The sequence below is a fragment of the Mesorhizobium sp. WSM4311 genome (genome assembly GCF_002295115.1).
Taxonomy (GTDB): Bacteria; Pseudomonadota; Alphaproteobacteria; order Rhizobiales; family Rhizobiaceae; genus Mesorhizobium.
The window spans coordinates 2,501-7,500 of the sequence record NZ_NSFV01000006.1; the positions used below are offsets into that span (position 1 = coordinate 2,501).

The window sequence follows — 5,000 nt, forward strand, 5'->3', positions numbered from 1 at the left end:
ACATCGTAAAGAGAAGATTTGTTCGAACTTCATGGGCCGCAAGGTCTCGTGATTTGTCGCAAGGGACGCTCAATCCCTTGCATATGATGGGTTTGCCTAACCGCACCCTCGAACCGATCTCGAGAAGCTGGTCTTTTTGTGCCAATGACATCGAATTGGATCCCGCACAGGATCCGATTCAGGCGACAATCCTTCGGATTGCGCGGATGCCAACCCCGTAAGGGCGAGGCTGAAGCGACAATCCCTTCGAGATTGCGCAGGTGGGCATTGGCAATGAGAACGATCAAGTGTCTTAAGGGCAATTGGTGGATGCCTTGGCATGCACAGGCGATGAAGGACGTGATACGCTGCGATAAGCTACGGGGAGGTGCGAATACCCTTTGATCCGTAGATTTCCGAATGGGGAAACCCACCTAAGGTGCTTGGAAAATCAGAGCGGCAGGGTGACTTGCCGCTGTGGTTTCCAAGTATCTGTTATAGGTAACTTATCCTGAATACATAGGGATAAAGTGGCGAACGCGGGGAACTGAAACATCTAAGTACCCGTAGGAAAGGACATCAACCGAGACTCCGGAAGTAGTGGCGAGCGAACCCGGACCAGGCCAGTGGCGATTGAGAGACAAGCGGAACCTTCTGGAAAGTAGGGCCATAGTGGGTGACAGCCCCGTACGCGTAATGCAATCAATCGTCCTCGAGTAAGGCGGGACACGTGAAATCCTGTCTGAAATTGGGGGGACCACCCTCCAAGCCTAAGTACTCGTGCATGACCGATAGCGAACTAGTACCGTGAGGGAAAGGTGAAAAGCACCCCGACAAGGGGAGTGAAAGAGTACCTGAAACCGATTGCCTACAAACAGTGGGAGCCCGCAAGGGTGACCACGTACCTTTTGTATAATGGGTCAGCGACTTAGTGTGACGAGCAAGCTTAAACCGCTAGGTGTAGGCGCAGCGAAAGCGAGTCTGAACAGGGCGTTCAGTTCGTCGCATTAGACCCGAAACCGAGTGATCTAGCCATGAGCAGGTTGAAGGTAAGGTAACACTTACTGGAGGACCGAACCCATAACTGTTGCAATAGTTCGGGATGACTTGTGGCTAGGGGTGAAAGGCCAATCAAACTCGGAAATAGCTGGTTCTCCGCGAAATCTATTTAGGTAGAGCGTCGACCGAATACCCCAGGGGGTAGAGCACTGGATGGGCTAGGGGTCCTCACCGGATTACCAAACCTAACCAAACTCCGAATACCTGGGAGTACTAGTCGGCAGACACACGGCGGGTGCTAACGTCCGTCGTGAAAAGGGAAACAACCCTGACCTACAGCTAAGGTCCCCAAGTTATGGCTAAGTGGGAAAGGATGTGAGGATCCCAAAACAACCAGGATGTTGGCTTAGAAGCAGCCATCATTTAAAGAAAGCGTAACAGCTCACTGGTCTAAATAAGGGTCTTTGCGCCGAAAATGTAACGGGGCTAAAGCCATACACCGAAGCTTAGGGTTCGTGAGCAATCACGAGCGGTAGCGGAGCGTTCTGTAAGCTGATGAAGCCATACCCGTGAGGGGTGGTGGAGGTATCAGAAGTGCGAATGCTGACATGAGTAACGTAAGGGGAGTGAGAGACTCCCCCGCCGAAAGACCAAGGGTTCCTGCTTAAAGCTAATCTGAGCAGGGTTAGCCGGCCCCTAAGACGAGGCGGAAACGCGTAGTCGATGGGAACCACGTTAATATTCGTGGGCTTGGAGGTAGTGACGGATCATTGAGGTAGTCCAATCTTATCGGATTGAACGGGCTGCTGCGTGGTTCCAGGAAATAGCTCCTCCTTATAAACCGTACCCGAAACCGACACTGGTGGTCTGGTAGAGTATACCAAGGCGCTTGAGAGAACTATGCTGAAGGAACTCGGCAAATTGCACGCGTAACTTCGGAAGAAGCGTGACCCTTTTCCACGCAAGTGGAGGAGGGTGGCACAGACCAGGGGGTAGCGACTGTTTATCAAAAACACAGGGCTCTGCGAAGTCGCAAGACGACGTATAGGGTCTGACGCCTGCCCGGTGCTGGAAGGTTAAGAGGAGGGGTGCAAGCTCTGAATCGAAGCCCCAGTAAACGGCGGCCGTAACTATAACGGTCCTAAGGTAGCGAAATTCCTTGTCGGGTAAGTTCCGACCTGCACGAATGGCGTAACGACTTCCCCGCTGTCTCCAGCATAGACTCAGTGAAATTGAATTCCCCGTGAAGATGCGGGGTTCCTGCGGTTAGACGGAAAGACCCCGTGCACCTTTACTATAGCTTTACATTGGCATTCGTAGTGGCATGTGTAGGATAGGTGGTAGGCTTTGAAACCTGGGCGCCAGCTCAGGTGGAGCCACCCTTGAAATACCACCCTTATTACTATGGATGTCTAACCGCGGCCCGTTATCCGGGTCCGGGACAATGTATGGTGGGTAGTTTGACTGGGGCGGTCGCCTCCTAAAGAGTAACGGAGGCGCGCGATGGTGGGCTCAGAACGGTCGGAAATCGTTCGCTGAGTGCAATGGCATAAGCCTGCCTGACTGCGAGACTGACAAGTCGAGCAGAGACGAAAGTCGGTCATAGTGATCCGGTGGTCCCGCGTGGAAGGGCCATCGCTCAACGGATAAAAGGTACGCCGGGGATAACAGGCTGATGACCCCCAAGAGTCCATATCGACGGGGTTGTTTGGCACCTCGATGTCGACTCATCGCATCCTGGGGCTGGAGCAGGTCCCAAGGGTATGGCTGTTCGCCATTTAAAGCGGTACGTGAGTTGGGTTCAGAACGTCGTGAGACAGTTCGGTCCCTATCTGCCGTGGGTGTAGGAATATTGAAAGGATCTGTCCCTAGTACGAGAGGACCGGGATGGACGGATCTCTGGTGGACCTGTTGTGGCGCCAGCCGCATAGCAGGGTAGCTATATCCGGACGGGATAACCGCTGAAGGCATCTAAGCGGGAAACCCACCTTAAAACGAGTATTCCCTGAGAACCGTGGAAGACGACCACGTTGATAGGCCGGGTGTGGAAGAGCGGCAACGCTTGAAGCTTACCGGTACTAATAGTTCGATCGGCTTGATCGTTCTCATTCCTTATGCCCATCGTGTAACACGATGGTCTGACCAGCGCTCACGCATGAGCGGCCCTTACGGGCCTATGCTCCGCGAGGGCGCCGGAAAACCGGCGACGCGCAGTCGCGCTTGCGGGCTTACGCCCGAAAGCCACAAACGTCGCCTTGGCACAAAAAACAGCTTCTCGAACAACGTGCGTTTTGCCGACCTGGTGGTTATGGCGGAGCGGCTGCACCCGATCCCATTCCGAACTCGGCCGTGAAACGCTCCAGCGCTGATGGTACTTCGTCTCAAGACGCGGGAGAGTAGGTCGCTGCCAGGTCTGCTAAACGCACGTTGAACTCACATCCAACCGGATCGAGTGAAATCTTCTCTCTACGAAAATGGCCCGCCAAGGGACCACGGGCCGCGTAAGCGGCCCTTTCATTTGGTGAGCCATATACCTATCTGTAGGCCAGCCTAGTCGTAGGCTTGCGCTTACATCCTAAGCAAGCTCGCTTAGTGGTGACGCGGGGTGGAGCAGCCCGGTAGCTCGTCAGGCTCATAACCTGAAGGTCACAGGTTCAAATCCTGTCCCCGCAACCAAATCACAAAACGGCCCGCCTGGCTCAAACCAGCGGGCCGTTTTTGTTTTTGCCGGGGGCCCCGGATCTTAACCTGCATCAGCGCCCCGTGAGGACGCCGGCACTGGCCGGACGAGGTCAAAGGTAAGCGGTGTCGCTGCCGCACCTTGACCAAGATGCTTTAGGTAGTTTCGATGATTGCCGCCATGACGGGACGGCTGCTTCGCGTCTTCAGAGTTCTCTTCGCGCCGGTTTGAACGACATGATAAACGGCGGTTATGGGAATCAAGAACTATCTGATCGAAGGCGGTTCCGGCACTGGAAAAACGTCTGTCGCTACCGAACTGGAGCGGCGGGGTTACCATGTCGTCCATGGTGACCGGGTCTTGGCCTATGTAGGCGACCCCGAAACAGGCAAGGCACTGCCAGGACCACCCGAGGGCGAGGAGCGCATCGTTTGGGAATACGCGCACTGGATTTGGCCCGTCGACAAGGTCCGGGCCATTGCTGCCGATACCACCCATCCTGCCACCTTCTTCTGTGGCGGCTCGCGCAATTTCCATAAATTCCTGGACTTATTCGACAAGGTGTTTGTGCTCGACGTAGACGTTGAGACGTTGAACCGACGATTAGATGGGCGACCGAATGAGCCAGGTTTCGATCCGGCCGACCGGCGGCTGGTACTGCGCTACCATCAAAGCCGGGAATATCTTCCCGTTGGCATCGATATCGACACGGCGGGTGCGGTCCCAAGCATCGTCGACAATATCCTCGCTCAACTCGCCTGAAACCCTGAACGCATCGTGAATGGGATGGGAAGCACTTGAGTATTGCGGGAAGACGCTAGTCTAGCCGCCTGAACGGCTCACTGGAGGCGCTGAGACTCTGTAGCCGACCGGCAGCTTGCGGATCGGCAAGCCGGACGCCCTAACGACTGACTTGAAGGCGCGACGCAGCCGTCCCGTCATGGCGACAATCATCGAAACTACCTAAAGCATCTTGGTCAAGGTGCGGCAGCGACACCGCTTACGCCTTGCCGAAGCCTCGGGACAGATAAGTCAAATCCCTCTTCCCAAAACCAAACATCAAATCGGCCCGCCTGGCTCAAACCAGCGGGCCGTTTTCCGTTCGGAGCCGAAAGCCGAATCGGAGCGGCGACCGCAACCAAATGCGAAATGAATTCAGCAGGCGGGCCTCTTTCTCGGCCTGCTTCAGTGCCGTCGTCTCGCCTGTATGACGGAGAGCCGATCGTCGGAACCGTCAATTGCAGACCCGTTTCCTCGATCGGGCCGGCGTCAGCGGAGCTGAGGCGATATCTCGGTTGTGCAGAATCGGCGAATCAAGCCTTTGCGGAATAGTCCGAATCAA

Annotated in this window: 1 protein-coding gene, 1 tRNA gene and 2 rRNA genes; all 4 read left to right on the forward strand. The window is 55.2% G+C overall.

Annotation, left to right across the window (positions count from 1 at the left end; translation table 11 throughout):
- The first annotated feature begins 281 nt into the window (after nt 1-281).
- Nucleotides 282-3,081, forward strand: a 23S ribosomal RNA gene (locus tag CK226_RS16985).
- Nucleotides 3,082-3,276: 195 nt separating this feature from the next.
- A 5S ribosomal RNA gene (gene rrf / locus CK226_RS16990) occupies nt 3,277-3,391 on the forward strand.
- A gap of 186 nt (nt 3,392-3,577) precedes the next feature.
- Nucleotides 3,578-3,654, forward strand: a tRNA-Met gene (locus CK226_RS16995).
- A 256-nt stretch (nt 3,655-3,910) separates the two neighbouring features.
- Nucleotides 3,911-4,420 (forward strand): nucleoside kinase, encoded by a 510-nt coding sequence (locus CK226_RS17000; RefSeq protein WP_095787840.1) that lies wholly within the window; start codon nt 3,911-3,913, stop codon nt 4,418-4,420.
- Nucleotides 4,421-5,000 lie beyond the last annotated feature (580 nt).

Coding starts and splice junctions, on each gene's coding strand:
- CK226_RS17000 (WP_095787840.1), top strand. CDS start 3,911: ATGGGAATCAAGAACTATCTGATCGAAGGCGGTTCCGGCACTGGAAAA.